General features: G+C 29.8%; 23 protein-coding genes. 10 read left to right on the top strand and 13 right to left on the bottom strand.

Features of this window, described 5'->3' with window-relative positions; translation table 11 throughout:
• Nucleotides 1-38 precede the first annotated feature (38 nt).
• Genes DEFDS_RS06700 through DEFDS_RS06675 form a run of 6 tightly spaced genes read left to right on the top strand, consistent with a single transcriptional unit; the run spans nucleotide 39 to nucleotide 6840 of the window.
• Nucleotides 39-1730, top strand: a complete 1692-nt coding sequence (locus tag DEFDS_RS06700; RefSeq protein ID WP_041223664.1) for a 4Fe-4S binding protein — start codon at nucleotides 39-41, stop codon at nucleotides 1728-1730.
• Nucleotides 1720-2340 (top strand): TorD/DmsD family molecular chaperone, encoded by a 621-nt coding sequence (locus DEFDS_RS06695; protein ID WP_013008042.1) that lies wholly within the window; start codon nucleotides 1720-1722, stop codon nucleotides 2338-2340. Before DEFDS_RS06700 ends, DEFDS_RS06695 begins: the two co-directional genes overlap by 11 nt.
• Complete coding sequence (locus DEFDS_RS06690; protein WP_013008041.1) at nucleotides 2330-2509, top strand: twin-arginine translocation signal domain-containing protein; 180 nt, start codon at nucleotides 2330-2332, stop codon at nucleotides 2507-2509. Before DEFDS_RS06695 ends, DEFDS_RS06690 begins: the two co-directional genes overlap by 11 nt.
• Nucleotides 2510-2520: 11 nt before the next feature.
• Complete coding sequence (locus DEFDS_RS06685) at nucleotides 2521-5304, top strand: formate dehydrogenase subunit alpha (RefSeq protein WP_013008040.1); 2784 nt, start codon at nucleotides 2521-2523, stop codon at nucleotides 5302-5304.
• Between the two features lie 12 nt (nucleotides 5305-5316).
• Nucleotides 5317-5904: a formate dehydrogenase FDH3 subunit beta gene (fdh3B, locus tag DEFDS_RS06680; RefSeq protein WP_013008039.1), complete on the top strand. Its 588-nt coding sequence runs from the start codon at nucleotides 5317-5319 to the stop codon at nucleotides 5902-5904.
• A gap of 36 nt (nucleotides 5905-5940) precedes the next feature.
• Nucleotides 5941-6840, top strand: coding sequence for a formate dehydrogenase subunit gamma (locus tag DEFDS_RS06675; protein ID WP_013008038.1), 900 nt, complete (start codon nucleotides 5941-5943; stop codon nucleotides 6838-6840).
• 10 nt (nucleotides 6841-6850) lie between these two features.
• Here the strand turns inward: DEFDS_RS06675 and DEFDS_RS06670 are convergent, their stop codons facing one another.
• The 4 genes from DEFDS_RS06670 to dmpI all read right to left on the bottom strand — a co-directional run bounded on the left by DEFDS_RS06670 (nucleotide 6851) and on the right by dmpI (nucleotide 9342).
• Nucleotides 6851-7312: a hypothetical protein gene (locus DEFDS_RS06670; RefSeq protein ID WP_153801473.1), complete on the bottom strand. Its 462-nt coding sequence runs from the start codon at nucleotides 7310-7312 to the stop codon at nucleotides 6851-6853.
• 20 nt (nucleotides 7313-7332) lie between these two features.
• On the bottom strand, nucleotides 7333-8544 hold the full coding sequence (locus DEFDS_RS06665; protein WP_013007001.1) for an IS256 family transposase: 1212 nt from the start codon (nucleotides 8542-8544) through the stop codon (nucleotides 7333-7335).
• A gap of 92 nt (nucleotides 8545-8636) precedes the next feature.
• Nucleotides 8637-9146 (bottom strand): arsenic resistance protein, encoded by a 510-nt coding sequence (locus tag DEFDS_RS06660; RefSeq protein WP_050742513.1) that lies wholly within the window; start codon nucleotides 9144-9146, stop codon nucleotides 8637-8639.
• Nucleotides 9139-9342 carry a 4-oxalocrotonate tautomerase DmpI gene (gene dmpI / locus DEFDS_RS06655; protein WP_013008037.1) on the bottom strand — a complete coding sequence of 68 codons (204 nt, stop codon included), beginning with the start codon at nucleotides 9340-9342 and terminating at the stop codon, nucleotides 9139-9141. Before dmpI ends, DEFDS_RS06660 begins: the two co-directional genes overlap by 8 nt.
• 119 nt (nucleotides 9343-9461) lie before the next feature.
• On the opposite strand from dmpI, the gene DEFDS_RS13175 reads away from it, so the two are divergent.
• Nucleotides 9462-9650 (top strand): hypothetical protein, encoded by a 189-nt coding sequence (locus DEFDS_RS13175; protein ID WP_197530224.1) that lies wholly within the window; start codon nucleotides 9462-9464, stop codon nucleotides 9648-9650.
• A 24-nt stretch (nucleotides 9651-9674) separates the two neighbouring features.
• Nucleotides 9675-9887, top strand: coding sequence for a DsrE family protein (locus DEFDS_RS06650; protein ID WP_197530223.1), 213 nt, complete (start codon nucleotides 9675-9677; stop codon nucleotides 9885-9887).
• On the opposite strand, the gene nhaA is transcribed toward DEFDS_RS06650, so the two are convergent.
• Nucleotides 9877-11283: a Na+/H+ antiporter NhaA gene (gene nhaA / locus DEFDS_RS06645; RefSeq protein WP_013008036.1), complete on the bottom strand. Its 1407-nt coding sequence runs from the start codon at nucleotides 11281-11283 to the stop codon at nucleotides 9877-9879. The two genes, DEFDS_RS06650 and nhaA, sit on opposite strands and share 11 nt — an antisense overlap.
• A 224-nt stretch (nucleotides 11284-11507) precedes the next feature.
• Between nhaA and DEFDS_RS13130 the strand changes: the two genes are divergently transcribed.
• The gene (locus tag DEFDS_RS13130) at nucleotides 11508-12122 is read left to right on the top strand and encodes a hypothetical protein (RefSeq protein WP_013008035.1); all 615 of its coding nucleotides are present in this window, start codon (nucleotides 11508-11510) and stop codon (nucleotides 12120-12122) included.
• Between the two features lie 23 nt (nucleotides 12123-12145).
• Here the strand turns inward: DEFDS_RS13130 and DEFDS_RS06635 are convergent, their stop codons facing one another.
• A complete protein-coding gene (locus tag DEFDS_RS06635; protein WP_231841006.1) occupies nucleotides 12146-12844 on the bottom strand; it encodes an SDR family oxidoreductase in 699 nt (232 codons plus the stop codon).
• A gap of 294 nt (nucleotides 12845-13138) precedes the next feature.
• Here DEFDS_RS06635 and DEFDS_RS06630 point away from each other — a divergent pair, with 294 nt between their 5' ends.
• Nucleotides 13139-14323, top strand: coding sequence for a hypothetical protein (locus tag DEFDS_RS06630; RefSeq protein ID WP_153801472.1), 1185 nt, complete (start codon nucleotides 13139-13141; stop codon nucleotides 14321-14323).
• A gap of 311 nt (nucleotides 14324-14634) precedes the next feature.
• Here the strand turns inward: DEFDS_RS06630 and DEFDS_RS06625 are convergent, their stop codons facing one another.
• The 7 genes from DEFDS_RS06625 to DEFDS_RS06595 are packed head-to-tail and all read right to left on the bottom strand — an operon-like array spanning nucleotide 14635 to nucleotide 18934.
• Nucleotides 14635-15345 (bottom strand): hypothetical protein, encoded by a 711-nt coding sequence (locus DEFDS_RS06625; RefSeq protein ID WP_013008032.1) that lies wholly within the window; start codon nucleotides 15343-15345, stop codon nucleotides 14635-14637.
• Complete coding sequence (gene gspM / locus DEFDS_RS06620) at nucleotides 15342-15809, bottom strand: type II secretion system protein GspM (protein ID WP_013008031.1); 468 nt, start codon at nucleotides 15807-15809, stop codon at nucleotides 15342-15344. Before gspM ends, DEFDS_RS06625 begins: the two co-directional genes overlap by 4 nt.
• Nucleotides 15810-16787, bottom strand: a complete 978-nt coding sequence (locus DEFDS_RS06615) for a hypothetical protein (RefSeq protein WP_013008030.1) — start codon at nucleotides 16785-16787, stop codon at nucleotides 15810-15812.
• On the bottom strand, nucleotides 16771-17685 hold the full coding sequence (locus DEFDS_RS06610) for a general secretion pathway protein GspK (RefSeq protein WP_013008029.1): 915 nt from the start codon (nucleotides 17683-17685) through the stop codon (nucleotides 16771-16773). The genes DEFDS_RS06615 and DEFDS_RS06610 overlap by 17 nt, the downstream gene beginning before the upstream one ends.
• Nucleotides 17678-18190: a PilW family protein gene (locus DEFDS_RS06605; protein ID WP_013008028.1), complete on the bottom strand. Its 513-nt coding sequence runs from the start codon at nucleotides 18188-18190 to the stop codon at nucleotides 17678-17680. The genes DEFDS_RS06610 and DEFDS_RS06605 overlap by 8 nt, the downstream gene beginning before the upstream one ends.
• A complete protein-coding gene (locus tag DEFDS_RS06600) occupies nucleotides 18187-18525 on the bottom strand; it encodes a prepilin-type N-terminal cleavage/methylation domain-containing protein (RefSeq protein ID WP_013008027.1) in 339 nt (112 codons plus the stop codon). Before DEFDS_RS06600 ends, DEFDS_RS06605 begins: the two co-directional genes overlap by 4 nt.
• The gene (locus DEFDS_RS06595; protein WP_013008026.1) at nucleotides 18506-18934 is read right to left on the bottom strand and encodes a type II secretion system protein; all 429 of its coding nucleotides are present in this window, start codon (nucleotides 18932-18934) and stop codon (nucleotides 18506-18508) included. The genes DEFDS_RS06600 and DEFDS_RS06595 overlap by 20 nt, the downstream gene beginning before the upstream one ends.
• Nucleotides 18935-18938 lie beyond the last annotated feature (4 nt).

The following is an 18938-nucleotide window of genomic DNA, read 5'->3' as shown; positions in this document are numbered from 1 at the left end:
TATCTTGACATCTTTTGGGTAGGTATTATATTTTATATATGGGAGAAATAAAACAGTGTAATTGTTTAGATTTTCTATCCGGACTATTAAAAAATTCTTATTTAAAAGCTGAAACTTTGCGCAAAGAACTAACAGATGTTAGAGAATATAATATTACGATTGCTCCAAGAATTGCTATTATTTCAAACAGTGTTGATTTTTTAAATAAATCTATCGAAAGTTACTCAGGATTATTTGAGGTAATCCCCATTTATATGGGAAAATTAACATTTCGAGAGTGTTATACCGCTTATGATATAAAAATTGAAGGTAAAGAGTATAAATATAAAATTTTTATTAAATCTTATGCGCCTATAGATTTTGAAAAGTGCAGCTGGTGTGGTGAATGTTTTAAAGTATGCCCTGAAAATGCTATAGATTTAGATTTAAACATCGATTACGGCCTTTGCTCCCTATGTAAGAAATGTGAACAAGTTTGTAAAGATAATGCCATAACTATCGATAGATTAGAAAGTATAGAATATGATGTTTCATTTATTATCACTGATGACAAAAAGATTTTATCAGATGTTTTAACTGAGTGGGGAAAAGTTTATGACATAAATGAACTTGATAAGGTTTTTGAGAAAGTAGGGGAGTTTAATGTTTTAGAAATTGTAAAGCATGACAATGATATCTGCCAATATTCTCCAAAACTTGATTACGGATGTAAAAGATGTATTGAATCGTGTGAATACGAAGCTATCTCTACTGATGATGAGGGGATTGTTGTTAATCATTTAAATTGTGTTGGTTGTGGCAAATGCATATCGGTTTGTCCAACTGGAGCTATGCAAAATGGCTATCTAAAAGATGAGACATTTGTCAAATATTTTCAGACATTAGATTTACCAAAAGATATCTTTGTAGTATTGGGGGAGGAGGAAGAACTTAGAAAATTTTGCTGGGTAAATGATATAAATAAGCTTGAAAACTTAATACTTTTGCCGTTAGATCCTAGATATTTTAACACTTTTCATTATCTATTTTTGTTTGCAATTGGAGCTTCAAAGGTTTTTATCTTAAACGAAAGGCTAAAAGAGAACGAACAGATAAAGTTTAGCAATAAATTACTTGAGTTTTTATTTAAATATAAAGAATTTATTTCGATTTTAGACAACTATAGATTAAATAAACAAAGTGAGTTAATTAATCCACTTAAAAATCTTTATAAAAACTTCAGTTTTAGCACGAGAAGGAAAAAGTTAGCTGCTATTTTACAATTTTTGTATAAAGAGTCAATTGTATCAAATATTCTTATTAAAGATAACATCTTGGACATTTTTGGAAATGTACTTCTTGATAAAGATGAATGTACACTATGCCTTGCGTGTGTAAACCATTGTAAAATTGGTGCATTGGTTGCAAAAGAGGAAGATTTTTCATTAAATCATACCCCTGCGTTTTGTATTCAGTGTGGTATTTGTGAATATGTTTGTCCTGAAAATGCCATTGAAATAGCAAGTGGGCTCTTATTGGCAGATGAATTTTTTAGTATGAAAGTTTTAAATAAAGATGAGCCGATGGTTTGTCCTGAATGTGGGAAAGTCTTTGGGAATAAGAAAAGTTATGACTCAGTAGTTGTCAAGCTGAAAGCTGCTGGTTTGTTTGAAACAAAAGGGACTTATCTTAATTACTGTGAAAGTTGTAGAGTGAAAAAACTTTTTGAAGAGGGAGCTGATGTCCGCTGAGATAGATAACACCAGAATGTTTTTTTATGACTTGATAAAATCGTTTTTTTATACCGAGCCCACAGAAGAGCTTTATGAAAAATGGATTGAAATTTTTAAATCGATGAAAAGTGAAGAGCTATTGTTTGATGATAGGTTTCAGCAGATGTTAGGTTTTTTTGATGAGGTTTTTAAAAATTATGATTATGAAAAGCTAAAAAATGAATACTATGAGCTTTTTGTAAATCCTTTTTCAGATAATCTTATAAATCTAAACGCTTCGTTTTATCTTGATGGTAAAAATTTTGGAGAAACACTTGTAAAATTAAGGGATTTTTTGTGGAAAAGGGAAATTGTAAAAGATGAAGAGTTTAAAGACTCTGAAGATTCAATAGTTTTTCTTTCTGATACTATGATTTATCTGATTAAAAGTAAGTCAGAACTTTCTGAGCAGATAGAGTTTTTTGAAAAGTTTATAGAGCCTTTTTTCTTAGAATTTGCAAAAGCATTAAAAAATCATCCTCAAGCTTATTTTTACGCCAGCTGTGGCGCTTTAATAGATTTTATGTTGGATGTGGAAAAAAGTCTTTTATCAGAAGGTAACTTAAATGGAGGTGCTTATGAAACCTAAAAAAAGCAGGAGAGAGTTTTTAAAGTTAGGTGCTTTGGCCACTGTGGGAGCTGTTACTGTTTTAAAGGGGAAGAAGTTAATGGCGAGAAGTGTTGATACAGCTGAAAGTGAGATTCTATATCGTGAGACAGAAGATTTTAAAAAGTATTATGCTTCGCTTAGGGATTAGGGAGGTTTAATATGGCAGCTAATAAAGTGAAAAAAGTGATTAAAAGTTCTAAAAGTGAATCAGCAAAATTAGGTATTAATACGCAAATAGGAAGAAGAACATTTTTAAAACTTTCTGCGGCAACTGCAGCTTTTGCAAGTATGTCTTTATCCCCAACTTTTGTTAAAAAGGCAAACGCATCAAGCAAACCATATCCAAACTCAAAAATTGTTAGGACAATTTGTACCCATTGTGCTGTGGGTTGCGGGATTTATGCTGAAGTTCAAAATGGTGTATGGGTAAGACAGGAAATAGCTCAAGATCATCCTATTTCAAGGGGCGGGCACTGTTGTAAAGGTGCCGGTGCAATAGATATGGTAACAAGCCCAAAAAGGTTAAAATATCCATTAAAAAAGGTCAATGGAAAGTGGCAGAAAATAAGCTGGGAACAAGCTTTGGATGAAGTATCAAAAAAACTGCTCGATATTCGTAAAAAAGATGGTCCTGATGCAGTTATGTGGATTGGGAGTGCAAAAGTATCAAATGAAATGGCTTATTTGCAGAGAAAACTTGCTGCATTTTGGGGGACAAACAATATAGATCACCAGGCAAGAATTTGTCATTCTACAACTGTTGCGGGTGTGGCGAACACCTGGGGTTATGGTGCAATGACAAACAGTATCAATGATATTAGGCACTCAAAATGTGTATTCTTTATAGGTTCAAATGCTGCAGAAGCTCACCCAATAGCAATGCAGCATATTTTATATGCAAAAGAGGTTAATAACGCACCAATTATAGTTGTTGATCCGAGATTTACGAAGACAGCTGCAAAAGCTACCGATTATGTGAGAATTCGTTCTGGTACAGATACAGCTTTTGTTATGGGTTTGATAAATGCAATTATTCAAAATGATTGGTATGATAAAGAATTTGTTAGGACTCGTGTTGCTGGTTTTGAAGAGTTAAAAGAGGTGGCTAAACATTATACTCCTGAGGAGGTGGAGAGGATTACAGGCGTTCCTGCTAAAGAAGTGGTTAGAATTGCAAAACTTCTAGCTGATAATAGACCTGGTACTGTTATCTGGTGTATGGGTGGTACTCAGCACTCTATTGGTAGCAGCAACACTAGAGCTTACTGTATATTGCAGCTTGTGCTTGGAAATATGGGTAAATCTGGTGGTGGTACCAATATCCTTAGAGGGCATGATAATGTACAGGGTGCCACTGATATGTGTATTTTATCTCACTCTTTACCTGCTTATTATGGGTTATCTGATGGAGCATGGAAACATTGGTGTAGAGTATGGGATGTGGATTATGAATGGATAAAATCAAGATTTAAAAATAAAAAATATATGAATAAAAAAGGTTTTACACTTGGTAGGTGGTATGAAGGTGTAATTCAAGAAGACAAGATTACTCAGTATACTCCTTTAAAAGCAGTTGTTTTTTGGGGTTGTTCATCAAACTCACAATCTCAGTATCATAAGCTGAAAAAAGCGCTTGATTTGCTTGATTTGGTTGTGATTATTGATCCTTTTCCAACTATGACAGCAGTTGCAAGCGATAAAGATAATGTGTATTTATTGCCATCTTCAAGTCAATACGAGACTGAAGGTAGTATAACTAATTCTCAAAGAGGAATTCAATGGAGATATAAAGTAGTTGATCCTGTACATGAGTGTAAAGATGATTATATGATTATGCAAGAGCTTGTTAAAAGATTTGGTTTTTATGATAAGTTCTTTAAAAATATAAAGAAAATACCAGAAGATATAACAAGAGAAATTAACAAAGGTTCACTCACTATTGGTTATAATGGTCAAACTCCAGAAAGGATTAAAAAGCACACTGATTATTGGCATACTTTTGATGTAAATACATTGCAGGCAAAAGGTGGGCCTTGTGATGGTGAATATTATGGTTTGCCATGGCCTTGCTGGACTACAGAACATCCAGGTACTCCAATACTATATGATATATCAAAACCTGTTGCAAAAGGTGGTTTACCTTTTAGAGCAAGATTTGGAACAAAATATAAATATCCAAATGGCAAAATGGAAAATCTTCTTGCAGCAGATGGTGTGGCGAATCCTGGTAGTGAGGTAAATGGCGGCTATCCAGAGTTTAAAGGTATAGTACCAGGAACAAACTGGAAAACTGATTTAAGCCAAAAAACTATAAAGGAAGCTATTAAGCGTGGTATGGCACCATTTGGAAATGCAAGAGCAAGATGTTATGTTTGGAACTTCCCTGATCCAATACCTGTACATAGAGAGCCACTTCACTCACCAGATCCAGAAATGATTAAAAAATATCCTACTTATGATGACAAACCTGATCATTACAGAGTTTATACGAAGTATAAGAGCGAGCAGAAACTTGATTGGGTTAAAAGATATCCATTAATCCTTACAACTGGAAGACTTGTTGAGTACATGGGTGGTGGTGCTGAAACAAGGAGTAATAAATACTTAGCTGAACTTCAACCAGAAATGTTTGCTGAAATAAATATCAAAACAGCTAACGATTATGGCATAAGAGATGGGGATATGATCTGGATTGAATCACCTAATGGAGGCAAAATAAAAGTTAAGGCAAAAGTTTCAGATAGAGTTGATGATAAAACAATTTTCTTACCATTCCATTTTGGTGGATTTTTCATGGGTGATAGTTGGGCAGGAAAATATCCTGAAGGTACAACTCCTTATGCTTTAGGTGAAGCTGCAAATGTTGTTACAAACTATGGATATGATATTGTTACTCAAATGCAGGAGACCAAAACAGGTCTTTGCCGTATAACAAAAGCTTAATGGAGGAATGTTATGGGTAGAATGAGATTTTTATGTGATGTAGATAGATGTATAGATTGTAACGGCTGTGTTGTAGCATGTAAAGAAGGGCATCATGTCCCAGTGGGTATAAACCGTAGAAGGGTTATTACTATAAATGAAGGGAAACCAGGTGAAAAAAGTATTTCTGTAGCCTGTATGCACTGCTCTGATGCTCCATGCATTGCTGTTTGCCCTGTTGATGCACTTTATCAGAGAGAAGATGGAATTGTGCTTGTGAATAAAGATGTTTGTATAGGTTGCGGTTACTGTTTCTTTGCATGCCCATTTGGTGCTCCGCAGTTTCCAAAAGGGAATTCTTTTGGTGCAAGAGGTGTGATGGACAAATGTACATTCTGTGCAGGTGGGCCAGCAGAAACATTTAGTGATAAGGAAAAAAGACTTTATGGACAAAATAGAATTGCTGAAGGTAAAGTACCTCTTTGTGCAGGTATGTGTGCCACAAAAGCACTTCTTGCTGGTGATGCTGATAAAGTCGCAAATATTTACAGAGAGAGGGTATTTCGCAGAGGTTCTGGAGCAAACGCCTGGGGATGGGATAAAGCGTACAATAGAAAATAGGGGGTTATATCCCCCCTTTTAATAAAGGGTGACAAAATGTCAAAAAGAATATTTTTGTCTTTAATAATATTAGTGTTAATAACAGTTTATGCTTATCCATTTTTTTACTCTTATGAAAAATACGGTTTGAAAAATATTGAGACCTACAACACAGTTTTATTGACTGATTCTTATAAACAGATATCAAAAGAGTTTACGAAGGATTGGAAAAACTATGGCAAAACATTTTTAGTTTTACAAAAAAACTATTTTAAAAAGCTGTATTTTTGGATTGTTGTAATTATTCCATTAGTTTTTCTTCTACATTATATAATAATTGGTCCAAAAAGGTTTTCACATGATGGTGAAAAGTTTTTAATTTTCAATGTCTTAAATAGATTAGTCCATTGGATAACTGCTGCAGCTTTTACTATTTTGGTTATTTCTGGACTCGTTATGTTGTTCGGGAAATATTTTGGTGGTGGCTCTTTTGTGAGATTTTTTAGGTATTTGCACGCTCCAGCGGCATTTGTTTTTACACCTTTTGCAATTATTATGTTTTTAATGTGGATAAAAGATATGATAATAGCTCCAGGTGATGTAACTTGGTTTATAAAATTTGGTGGTTATTTAAGTAAGGGTTCAGATTTCATTATGCCTGTAGGAAAATTCAATCCTGGCCAGAAAAGCTGGTTTTGGCTTGCTACAATGGGTGGTATGGTAATGATGTATACGGGTTATTACCTCTATAGCTTTGATACAGATGTTAATAGTTTGAGAATATACGCTATTATTCACAATTTTCTTGGGATGTTGATTTTGATGATGTTTTTAGTTCATCTTTATATGTCACTTTTTGCAATTAAAGGCTCATTAAAGTCTATGATAACAGGGTACAAACATGAAGATGAATTAAAACATATGCACAACCGCTATTATTTGAAGGTTAAAAAATAAGAGCACTTTGTTAAATTAAGAATTTTTTTAGTTTAGGTCCAATGTAATATATTAGGAATAAAATATAACCTACTTGTAATACTGGTTTGAAAGAAAGAACAAATACTGTCATTTCAGTAAAGTTAGTTGCGGCAACAGAAAGAGAGATTGCCTGTGAGCTTGCAGTAGCACCTAATATCAGAATCATTGCATTTTCATATTTTAGATTTAATATCTTTGCTATTATTATGGAAATGATAGTTTGAATAATAAAATAGAGAAATAAGGTTAGTCCAACGTTTATAAATAGAATGGGATGATGAGCAATTTTATCTGATACTTTTAAAACAGAGACAAAAATTATCAATAAAACACCTGTTGCAGAAAAGCTTGGTAAAATTGTTTTTATTTCATTAAAAGTCTTTAAACCATATTGTTTAATTATATATTTTCTTATAATATAACCTAAAATCAACGGAATAATAATAAAGATCGTTAAGCTACATAGTGCAACTAATTTTGTGTAAGATTTTTATCCTCCTGTAATCTACCATATTTCTCAACTCTCTTATTCTTCAATACTATTAAAAAATAGTTCCAATGTTTCATCTTACGGGTTCTATAACTACCATTCATCTCCAATATCACTAAAAATACTACCTTTTCTAACGCTTTCTTATCATTAAATACTTCAATTACCTTAGATCGTCTTTTAACCTCCTTATGAAACCTCTCCAAAGGATTTGTAGTGTAAATATATGGTCTCATTAGAGCTGGATATTTCAAATAAGTCATCAACTCTGGCAAATCCCTTTCCCATGATGCAACCATCTCTGGATATTTATATGACCAGTTCCTGCGAAATATCTCAAAATTCCTTAAAAATTCCTCTTCATTCTCTTGCATGTATATGTTTTTCATATCTTCAGTTACAGCACTCTCATCCCGCTTGCGTACCTTGGATAATGAGCTCCGCACTTTGTGAACTACGCAAGTCTGAAAATCTGCTTTAGGATAAACCTCAAGTACTGCTTCTTTGATACCTTTTAAACCATCTGCTACAACTAATATTGGCTCCTGTAACCCTCTCTCCCTAAGCTCATATAGCAATTCCTTCCAGTTTAATGCACTTTCTCCACTACCACCAAATGTGTAAAATGCAAGAATCTCTTTATGACCATCCTCATCAATTCCCATAACTGTGTATATAACCTCACTTGATACCGTACCCCTTTTCAATTTTAAATATGTGCCATCTATAAACAAAATCGGATACCATTGTTCAAATCTTCTGTTGTGATATTTTTCCAACTCTTCCAAAATATCATCAGTTATCTTGCTCACCCACTTTGGAGAATACTTCTGACCAAGTAAATTCTCTAATGTTCGCACTATATCCCTGGTTGAACAACCTCCCTGATACATTGATATCACTATATCATCTAATTCAAACGTTGTACGTTTATATGGCTCTAAAAATGATGGCTGAAATTTTATCTTTCGTGTCCTTGGTATTTTTACCCCTTCTACTTTACCAAAAATTGTATTAAAATTGCGTGTATAATATCCATTCTTACTATCAGCATTTAATGAACAGTGGACCTCTCTTTCTATTTCTCCAAGCTTTTCTAAAAAATTAACAAACTGTTTTGACATAAATTCCATAAAAATTTCTCTAATATCCTTTCTTTTTTCAAATAATTCAGCTAAATTATAATTATTCATGGGGTATACCTCCTCCTTTTTCTTTTTTATGGGGTTAAGTAGATTACAGGAGGTATACCTCTTTTGCAATCCTTACACAAAATTCTTATACACTACCTTAAGCTATAAAAAATTTTAATTCCATTTATATTTATGAATGTATTTCCGTTAAGTTGTATAATAATGGGTGATAATAGTGGAATTAACAATAAACCAATAACAGCTATTACAAAAGCACTTTCAACTTTTGCTTCAGCTATTCCCGACCATCCAATAAGCATATTTGAGCAAGGGATTGCACCAACTATAATCAATCCTAATGCTAACTCTGGTTTATCTTCAAAAATTGTTGTAGCTAAAATATGAGCATTTAATGATGCTACAATAAAAGCTAAAAATAAAGTTGCGAAAATTAGTTTATAATCTTTTGTTGCATTTTTTATTTTTTCTATTTCCATACTAGTTAACATAGGAAATAACATTAAATAGACAGCAAATATTGAAATAGGTTTAATATTTATTTTTGAAAAGTCGTAAATGTTGCCTAAAACCAATGCTAAAATAAATGAAAAAAACACAAATAAATACAATTTTTTTCTAATTAATGTTAGTATACTAATCATTATTTTTTGTATCCTTTTCTGATATTAAAATACCTCCGACACTGACATTTTCAGGGCTATTTTCTTTTATCAGGATAATGATTGATTCTTCTGGCAAGTTAAAATATTTTGAAGCTGCCGCTGTGACTGTCTTTACAAATTCTTTTCTTTTTTCCAAATCATCAATTTTTGGCCCTTCAGCTGTGATAATTGGCATTATTTACCCCCTATATTTTAATAAGATTGCTTCGACAGCTTTTATTGCCTCGCAATGACCGAGAAATCTGTCATTGCGAGCGTTAGTGAAGCAATCTAGTATTTTGAGGATCTATTACTATGCAAGATCCTCATTTTAATATAATTATTGCTATGTGCAATATAAAATTGTTGAATATTTTTAAGAAATTGATATTTTCAAGAAAAAATACAAGGGGGGTTTTTATGAAATTAGGGATAGTAATTTACTCAGATGATTCTGAAGTTGTTTGGAATGCATTTAGACTTGGTAATTTTGCTGTTGATTAGGGTGATGAAGTAAAAGTGTTTTTATTGGCTAAGGGGGTAGAATGTGAGTCTTTAAGTAATGAAAAGTTTAATATTAAGGAGCAAATTGAGCAGTTTGCTGAAAAAGCTGGAAAAATATTAGCTTGTGGTACATGTTTAAAAATTCGTCAAAAGGAAGGAACAGAAACATGCCCTATTTCCACAATGAAAGATTTATATGATTTAATAAATGAATCTGATAAGGTAGTTACTTTCTGATTTTTAAAATTATAAAACCTGTTGTTCCTGCAATAAAAGATGAAATCAGTATAGCTAATTTTGCAGCTTCAATACTATTATAATCACTAAAAGCCATCGATGCAATAAAAATGGACATTGTTAATCCTATCCCAGCAAGGATAGATGCTCCAATTAGATGAGACATATTTATTTCTGATGGGATAGAAATGATTTTAATTCTACTAAAAATGATAGTAAAAAGGGTAATCCCTATTGGTTTCCCAATAACTAGCCCAAGAATAATACCTAAACTAATTGGAGATAAAATATTTGATAATTCAGATAAATTTATAGTTACCCCAGTGTTTGCAAATGCAAAAATTGGCATTATTACAAATGCTGAGAGTGTGTGAAGGTTGTATTCTAATCTGCTCATTGGATTGTAAGTGGCAATAGATGTGTGAATAATTTTGTTTAATAGTTTTTTTTGGCATTTTGTAGGTATTTCAGAGTCAGGGTTATTTGGACAATCTTTTAATTTTTCAAGGAAAATATTTAAAGATCTTCTAAAAGTAATCAAAGGAATTTTTGGTTTGCTAGGGATAAATAGTGCCAATAAAACTCCAGCGATTGTAGCATGAACACCTGATTTTAAGAAAAAGTACCATAGAAACATTCCCAAAAACAGATAAACCATAATGATTTTTATTTTTAGTCTATTTATTACAAAAAGTAATAATAAGATCACACCAGCCCATATTAAATAGGATATCACTATTTTGTTTGTATAAAATAGTGCAATAATGAGGACTGCTATCATATCATCTACCACTGCAAGAGAAGTGATAAAAATTTTTAATTGAAGTGGAACTTTATCACCAAGCAGAGAGATAATACCCACAGCAAAAGCTATATCTGTAGCCATTGGTATTCCCCAGCCTGAAAAATTCCCATTTTTCAAATTTATAAATATATAGATAATAGCTGGGAAAATAGCACCACCAATTGCAGCTAAAATGGGAAAAAGTGCGCTTTTAATATCAGAAAGCTCACCAATTAAGATTTCCCTTTTTATCTCAAGCCCTATAACAAGAAAGAATATAGCCATTAGACCATCGTTTATCCATAAAAGTAATGGCTTGTATAAACTGAAATTTCCAAAGGTAAATCCAGCCTTTTGCGCCCATAAGTTGTGATACCACTCGGCAAATTTAGAATTTGCAAGAAATATTGCAACAACCATAGATAAGAACATTAAAATACTACTTGAGGATTCTTTTTTTAGAAAATGGGAGAATGGGTCAAATATTTGTTCTTTAATCGTTTTTCTAAACATCGTTAATGTAACTTCCGATGTAATTATAGCAAATATTTTTGATTTTACCAGTAATATTTTTAAATTAACAGAAGATGTTGTGCAACGAAAAAGTAGCATTTTGAGATTGCTTCTCCCGCCATTAAGCTTCAAATATATCTTTTATTTAAGATTATATATGCAAATACTATACACAAAAAGTTGATCCATTGAGCAACATATACGAACATTTAATGAAGAGTGTTGCAAAGACTTTAAATGATTTAATACAAACTTTCACAAAGAGATTTTCTAAAATTATTTTAATTGATTTTCAATTAACTAAATGATAAATATTTATTATTATGAAGTTAAATAATAAAAATCTAATATTAACAATTTTAGCAATAATACTTACAATTTCTTCGTATTTTCTAATAAGAGAACTTTACTATTTAAATAATGATTTTCCTTATTCCCAAGAAATAGTTGCTGTATTTTTAGGTACAATTGTTACCATACTGATTACCGCTATTTTATTAAACAAGCAGACAGAGGTTGAGCTTTTAAAAGAAGAAAATTTGAAATTATTTGAGTTTAAAGCTGATATTTATAACGAATTATTTAAATATTTAGAAGATGTTTTTATGAAACAGGATTTAACAGATTCTGATATAATAAAGTTAAAACTTATCAATCAAAAATTAGCAACAATTGCATCAAAAGATGTGCTGAGTATTTTTGGGAAATTTATAGATATTTTTAATGATGCATCACAAGATAATAAAATAGTTGGCAAAGATGTTGACGAAATCTTTGATATTTTATCTGAGCTTTCAAATGCAATCAGATATGATTTGCTCGAGGGTAAACATATAGAAAAAGAATCTGAGAAAAATGCTATCTTAAAACAGATTCGCATAAATACAGATCATCTTAAAAATTTAAAGATGATTCCTTTAAAAAAGAAGGATAAGTAAAGGGGGGATTTCCCCCATTTTTTTTATCTAGGTTGATTAGTTGGTCTAATTAATACTTCATTTAGAGAAACATGTGATGGGGCATCGACAGCATAAGCTATAAGATTTGCAACATCATCAGGTGTAAGCATATCTACAGATTTTTTATAATTGATAAACTGTTCTGGTAAATTTTCACCCCATTCGGTATCAACAAGCCCTGGCTCTATTGTAATTACTCTGACACCTTTTGAGTGCAGTTCATCTCTTACACTTTCAGCAAATCCTACAACAGCCCATTTTGAAGCACAATAGGTTGATAATCCTGCAAAACCTTTTCTACCTGCAACAGAAGCTATATTTACAATAGTCCCTTTATTTGCAACTAAATCTTCTGCAAAAAGGTTTGTCAAATAAATGGGGGCAAAAACATTTAAATCTAAAATTTCTTTTATCGATTTAGCTGTTTCTGTACCTAAGGGTGCATAGATACCCCTACCAGCATTATTAACTAAGATATCAATACTTCCTATTTTTTCTTTAGTGAAGTTGTAAACTTTTTCAATATCCTCTGCTTTTGATAAATCTGCGTTAATTGTGTAAAAATTATTAGAAATTTCTTCTAATTCTTTAAGATGAGGGGAACTTTCCATTGTCCTAGCGGTTAAAACCAGTGTGTCCCCTTTTTTAAGTAGTAATTTTGCTAAACTCAATCCTATCCCTTTACTTGCTCCTGTAATCAATACTTTTCTTCCTATAACCTTTCCTCCTATTTAGTTTCATTCTTTAAGATTGTTTATTACTATATTTTGTCAATGGATTAATGTTTGAATTTTTCCAACTTTATGTTAACTTAAAAGAGGTAGACTGATTTTTAAGAGTGTTTTTTTTGTTAAATAAACTGGATATATATAATGAGTAATATGAATTTTTTCAAAATAAAGGAAGTTTTTTATTTTAAGGGAAAAATTAGCATTAAATGTTTGTTTGTAATAATTTTAATTGTTTTATTATCTTGTTCTACAAAAAATAAAAGTATGTTAAGCAGTAATACTGACACAAAAGTTGTAAAAATTTTTAAAAACTTGAATGAAAAAGAGGATAACCTGTTAAAATTTGAAAGTAATATGCCAAAAAGTGATTTTATTTTAAATGGAGTGGTTCATTTTAAAAGAATATATTCCGTAAAAACGGTTTCTGATAATGTGACGGATTTTTATATCTTAAATAATGAGATATTTATTTTAAAAAATAGTGTTGTTAAAACAAATATTAAGAATTGTTATGAACTTTTAGTTGAAGATAATGCAAAAGAAATTAGAGTTTCTGGTAATTATATTTATCTTATCTATCAAAATAGGATTGATATTTATGACAAAAGGCAATGCGGTAAAATTGGGAAAATAGATGCTGCAAGTTATCAGTATGATTTTGATAATTCTTTTATATTGTTGTTTCTAAATCGACATTTCAGGGTTTTAGATGTAACAGGTAAAGAGATTTTATCTGGCTATCTATTTAAAAAAATAGAGCAAGGCAAAATTTTTAACAGAAAACTGTATTTGTTAAATAGTGATAATGAGCTGGTTGTTGTGGATATTGATAATAAAATAATTGGCAATCCAGTTAAGGTAGATTTTGAAGAAGTTTATTTTTTTAATGATTGTATCATTTTAGAGAAAAATAAGAAATATTATAAACTTCAATATGGAGATTATTTAGATAATGCCAAAATATGTTATCCTTTAAAAAAGGGTGATTATCCTATCTTTTGTTTTGATAATAAAAAAGTATTCTCTTTTTTTGATAAGTTGCACGATTCTGTGAATAAGATAATGAGTGATAATGAGATATATTTTTTTAAAAGTAATAATATGTTGAAATATGCGGATTTAGGTAAAAAAGTTTACTTTAAAGAGATTTTTTTAAATAGACCAAAGTTAAAAGCGTGTAAAACCGATAATGGATATATACTTTTTGATATTGATGGGAATAAAAGGTTTATTGACACTAATAAATACTCAATTGAAAAACTTCCAGAAAAAGCTGAGTGTGATAAAGAGCTTACTTATAAATATGGAGTGTTTTATGAAAATGGTAATCCTATCATAACAATAGCAAAAGTGGTGAATGAAAATGAAAAATATAAAATGTTAAAAAGAGAAATTGATGAAGATAATATTTACTACTACTTTGATAAAAAAGTTGATACAGCAAAATAATATTTTAAGATTGCTTCGTCGCTTTCGCTCTTCGCAATTTTATAAGTTCAAAGTTCTATGTTCATCGTTCAATGTTTAAAGTTCAAATGAAATATAATTATTTTAATATTGAGATTGCTTCGGCAACTTTTGTTGCCTTGCAATGACCCAAAATGCCGTCATTGCGACCCCGCCATTTTGCAGTAAATTTTAAATTTAAAACTTTTAGTGTGTATAGTATATATAATTTTGAGTATTTGAAGCTTAATGGCGGGGGAAGCAATCTAGAGTATTAAGAAACTGTTAAAATACAAAGTCTTTAACTTATATTTTTAAAATCTTATTCGTGGATTCGAAATGGTTCCTGTTGCTCTAAAATTTATTTTTAACCTGTTTTGGGATAAACTACCTTTTAAATTTAATCTGCTAAATTCTAATTTTTTAGGATTTATTAATACATACCCTTTTAAATCGATTTTATTTTTACCTGTCGAATTGATTTTTACGATTTCAAGTCTGTTTTTATTGTTCTTTATTTCAGCAGTGATTTTATCAAAAGAATAATTAAATTTTTGTATAGAAATATTTAAGTTTGAAATATAAACTGTTGAAGTTAGCTTATTATTTTTAAAATTATAAGTACCTTTAACAGTTAATTTTCCTGAAATAGGGGTGTCTGTTTCAAACAATCTACTTAATTTTTCAAGCTCTGAGTTTATTTGAAAATTGATTATATTTTTACTGATTTCACCATTTATTTTTATTTTTTCATCATTTACGAAGTAAGGGATTTTTCTTTTAATCAAATTTAAAATATTGTGGTGGATAATAACTTCTTTTATTTCAAGATTATCAATTGATATATTAGTAATTTCTGTTTTAAATGCATTTCCTTTTATAGTTTTATAATTGATTGGTAAATTGTAAGTTTTAATAGTTTGCTTTAAGTAATAATCAGCCACTGTTTGATAAGGGAAATGAACATAAAGGTTTAACAATAAAACAATTATAAAAAAAGCTGTATAATATAAAAACTTTTTCATTGTTTTACTACTTCTAATGTCAAGTCTGCAAGAGTATTATCATCAAATCTTTTATTTATATTGAGTTTTGTAATGCTTATGTTTTCAAATTGATCAAGATATTGTAACACTTTAATAATTTCATTTAAATTTAGCTGCTCTATTCTTAAGCTAACACTTTCGATATTATTTTGTGTAGTTTGCGGTTTTAAAGAGCTTATTTTATCTGATAAGTTCAACGAATTAGTTGTTTCCTGTATAAAGACTAGTAAACTTTTGTTTACTTTTTTTAGGTTTTTTGAGGATTTTGTTTGCCGAATTAAATCTGCTACCTTAGAGTATTTTTCTTTGAGAGTTTCTGTTTCTTTTTTTAATTGTTCCGTTTTGTTTTTGTAATAAGAGATGTTCCAATTATAAATAATAAAAATCAAGCCAATTATAATAATCAAGATATATATTTTTTCTTTGTTGGCATTAAATTTCATTTACAAATTCACCTTTAGCGTAAATTTTACTCTATTATCTTCTAATTTAGTGTTTATTATATTTATATCTTTATTGAAATTCTTATTTAGATTATTTTTTATATTATCTAAAGCTTTAAAGTCTAAAGTAGTGCCATCTATAAAAAAAGAATTTCCTTTATAAGAAAGGCTCTCTATTGTCCCAATTTTTCCAAATGATTTTGTGATTTTGTAAAGGACTGGCAATATCTTCTGGTTATTGAGTTTTCTGTTTTTTTGAGCTTTATAAAGTAATTTACCGTAAGGATCATAATCTCCATATACTCCAGCTTGTTTGTATAGTTCTATAAGTTTGTTATTAATATAATGGTATTTTTCTTTGTAGATTTTTAAGTCAAAGTAATATCCAATATTTAGCAATATGAAACAAATAATTGTAGTAACTATTGGGAGTAATAAATCTTTAAAATTTTTAAGGTAAGAGTTTTCTTTGAATATATTTAATGTTACTGATTCTATTTTTATTTCTTCATCTTTAGGTATATTGTTATTTTTTTGTTTATACTCGATAGAATCATCAATTTTGATGATGAATTTCTCTGTTTCGATTTCAGTTTTTTCTCCTTGATTTAAACATTCTAGAGCAGGTGTGCTTATTTTTTTTGCTTTATCAAATAGTTTCTGAAAATTTTGCAGTAATGTGATGAACTCTTGCAAAGGTATAACTATAATTGATTTGTCAGGTAAATTTAAAATATATAAATTTTCTAGCAACTCTTCAGGATAAATACTTTTTAAATAGTTTTTGGCTAAAAGTTTGATTTTACTTGTTTTTGGGAATTTTGGTTTTACAACTTCATATATAAAATATGTATCATCTATAACGATAGAAAAGTTTTTAATATTGCTTAAATTATCAATGCCAATAATGTTGTAATCATTATCTCTAATATTCCCATTTGGATCGATATAAATAATAGTTTCAGAAGTAGTCTTCATTTGCCCCTTCGAAAAATAGTAAGACCCCTTTTTTCCTATCAATTAATACATGATAGTAAAATAAGTTGCCAAAGTTATCAATAGTAATTTTAAGATAAAATCGATTTGATTTAACCGTGATATATGGGATTATTTTTTGATAAACATCATTGGGGATTTCTGCAGCTTTTCTAATGGCTGAAATATCTTTATAAGGTTTTGATTCTCTGTATTTGACTATTGCATCTGCATAGTCAGCGATTTCTGGTAAAAAGTATTTTATTGTATCAGCAGTTGCAAAATTGATATTTATTTTTTTCTCCCCATTAGAAGCTGTAAAAAATCTTTTTAATATATTGTATGTTTTATTATCAAAATTTTCATTGGTATAATTAATTTCATAAAGTGTATCTAAAAAATCATTTTTTACAGACAAAACTCTTCCAAATTTTATTATAGGCTGGTTTTCGTTCCCGTAGCTTGTTATTTCAGTGTCGTTATCCACATAATCTTTTATAAGATAGATTATATTAGTATCTAGATTATTTTCAGATACTATAACATTATAATAGTTAATTATTCTTTCGTTTAATATTTTATTGTTTAAAGTAAAGGCATTCAGATCTACCTTTTTGTTTAAAGGGGTTATACTGACCTCTATGAAACCTTCATCAGTGGGATACGATATGCTGTTTGCCCAGTCATCTTTTAAGCTGTCATATTTATTATCATCCTCTTTAATTATTTCTGCAGCAGCTTTTGCTATTGTATATGCATAAGTTTCTGCTTGATATTGATTTTGCATAGTTGTCACTTTTGAGTATATGTCGGTATTTTTTTCGCTTATACCTAATGAAATTGCCAATGCAGCAGTAACAATAATCAATACAATGAGTAGTACACTCCCTTTTTTATTCATATAGCATATTTCCTGCTGTGATTTCATAATTATGGTTTTTAGTTTTTATAATAAACTTTAGTACATATGCTTTATCAAAATTTTCAGTGTAATCATTACCATCAAAGCTCAATACTTTAAATTCTTCTACATTTTGCAATAATACAAATTGTTCTTTATAGCCCAGTTTTTCATTTTCTTCTATTCTGTAAAGATTATTATCTTCAAATAAATAAGTTATTTTTACTTTTACTCCAGAATTAAAAAAAAGCGAGTTCATTGAGTAAAACGAAATGCTATTAGTTTCAAAACCTTCATTTTTTTCAAATTTTGTATTAGTTAGCGCTGTAATATCGAGATTGATGATTTTTTGGATACCAATTTTTTCCTTTAGTTCCTCTATCTTTTTTGAAGAAGAATCTTTTATCTCAACAATAGATGAAACTAGTGAATATACAGTAATAATAACAAAAATAGAGATGGTAAAAGCGACAAGTAATTCTATTAATGTAAACCCTTTTTTCATTTTTTCACAAAATATCGAATATAAATTTTTGAGTCTTTATTTTCAGCTGTTAAAATATGTTCGTCCACAAATCCATATATTGACCCTTTTAGTTCATCTTTGAAAGTTATTTCGCTGTTTTTTGATTTTTCAAAATAGGTTGAGTTTGGATATTTATCTTTTACTATTATGTATTCATAAGTTTTATTCAATAATGATAATTTGCTCTGTGAAGAATCTAAAATATCAATGGAATTGTTTGTAAGGGAATAAATCCCAATTATACTTATTGCTGCGATTGATAGAGCTATTAAAACTTCAAGTAGGGTAAAGCCTTTATTTTTTCGAAAATTCACATGTTAACCCTAAGGAATTAGATTTGATAATACCGTTATTTGTTTCTATTTTAAAACTATCTACAAACCTTTTTGGATACACACCGATGTAAAAATCTAATCCTGGTTGATTGATTTCGTTTATTTCTACAGTTTGAAATGACTCTATATCTTTTATTTCATAACTTTTGTTATCCAAAAAAAGTTTATTTGTCCCTTTTATCCCTTTTATAAACACTGGTTTTTTGGTTTTTTGAGCATCTAAAAAAGCTATATTTATAATGTTATTTATTCCTGCTTCTACTGGATTTAAACCAGAAAATTTAGCAGCGATCTTAGGAGTGATAAACATAAGTGAAAGTCCAAATATTACAATAATTATGAGTAATTCTATAAAGGTAAATGCACCTGTTTTTAATTCTAGATTCATTATA

It is taken from the genome of Deferribacter desulfuricans SSM1 (assembly GCF_000010985.1).
GTDB classification, from domain to species: Bacteria; Chrysiogenota; Deferribacteres; order Deferribacterales; family Deferribacteraceae; genus Deferribacter; species Deferribacter desulfuricans.
The sequence above is the reverse complement of the archived record's forward strand: the minus strand, read 5'-3'. Positions and strand labels throughout refer to the sequence as shown.